The 1231-nt window shown below is 65.4% G+C and carries 2 protein-coding genes; one reads left to right on the forward strand and one right to left on the reverse strand.

Features of this window, described 5'->3' with window-relative positions:
- Positions 1–2: 2 nt before the first annotated feature.
- A complete protein-coding gene (locus ACOI1H_RS25685; RefSeq protein ID WP_422441162.1) occupies positions 3–239 on the forward strand; it encodes a GNAT family N-acetyltransferase in 237 nt (78 codons plus the stop codon).
- On the opposite strand, the gene ACOI1H_RS25690 is transcribed toward ACOI1H_RS25685, so the two are convergent.
- The gene (locus ACOI1H_RS25690) at positions 236–1066 is read right to left on the reverse strand and encodes a lytic transglycosylase domain-containing protein (RefSeq protein WP_422441164.1); all 831 of its coding nucleotides are present in this window, start codon (positions 1064–1066) and stop codon (positions 236–238) included. The genes ACOI1H_RS25685 and ACOI1H_RS25690 overlap by 4 nt on opposite strands.
- Between the last annotated feature and the right edge of the window lie 165 nt (positions 1067–1231).

A 1231-nucleotide genomic window follows, 5' to 3' on the forward strand; every position in this document is an offset into this window, starting at 1 on the left:
CCATCGATCATGGCGATGGTGTCAGCGAGCTGACCTATTCCATCCTGTCGCCGCAGCAGGTGATCGCGGATCACACCGCGGTCGCCCCCGGCCACGAAGGCGAAGGCATCGGACTGCGGATGCTTGAGGCGTTCGCGGCAGACGCCCGCGCAGCGGGCTACCGCATCATGCCGCTGTGCCCTTTCGTGAACGCCCAGCGCAAGCGGCACCCCGCATGGGCCGACGTGTTTGCCGTCTAGGACCGGCTGACCGCGAACACGCAGCCGTCGCTGACCAGCTCCGGCGGGGTCAGGCACAGCCCACGCGCCACCGCAAAGGCGGCCAGCACCTTGGGTACGTAGCCGCGGGTCTCCGGGAACAGCGGCACGCCGTTTGCGTCCCGCACCGACCCTTCGCCCGCGTTGTAGCCCGCCAGCACCAGAATCGGGTCGTCGTCGAACTTGTTCATCAGCCAGTCCAGATAGGCGACCCCGCCCTTGATGTTCTGTTCCGGCGACAGGCTGTCCGCGACGTTGAACCTGGCGGCGGTGTCGGGCATCAATTGCATCAGCCCCTGCGCGCCCGATCGGCTGACGGCCTGCGGGTTTCCGGCGCTTTCGACACTGATCAGTGCCAGGACCAGCGCCGGGCTGACCTTTGTGCCGACCGTGGCCTTCAAAATCTCGATCCCGTGCAAGGCTGCGATGTCCTGCAGGCTTTGCAGGCGCGGAGCGGGGACGGACTTGCCTTCCGGCGGCTTGGCGATGACGCCAAGGGCCTGCTGCAACCGCCCCGGCCCCGATGCCGCAAGCTCCGGCGAGATCGTCGACCAGAACCAGTCCAGTCCCGAGGGTTGCGGCAACAGCGCGATGGCACCGTCCGGGGTCGCGACCGGCTTTGGCCGCGGCAGTCGCATGGTGGCAGAGGGCGCATCGGGGTCAACCTGCACGGTGATGCGCGATCCACCCGCCTGCGGCAGCCCCACACGCTTGAAGGTGAAGTCCGGCTGCAAGCGATCCTCTGCCCGCACCGATGCCGCACACAGGACAATGCCTGCGGCCAGCAAGGAAGCCGTCAACGTATTCATGGTATTTTCCGTCCTGCTCGACGATTTTTCTTGGCGTCAGCGTCGCAGGTTGCGCCGGGCATTGCTACCGTCAGGTAAACAATGTTCGCATTCGGCTGGCATTCGACGCAAACGCGCAACGGGCGAGGTCGCGCTTCATCTTTGACCAACAAATAAAAACGTTTA

Source organism: Loktanella sp. DJP18, from assembly GCF_049310965.1.
Taxonomy (GTDB): domain Bacteria; phylum Pseudomonadota; class Alphaproteobacteria; order Rhodobacterales; family Rhodobacteraceae; genus Loktanella.

What these genes read in the sequence shown, in the direction of transcription:
- ACOI1H_RS25690 (WP_422441164.1), bottom strand. Translation starts at nt 1,066, where the DNA reads ATGAATACGTTGACGGCTTCCTTGCTGGCCGCAGGCATTGTCCTGTGT.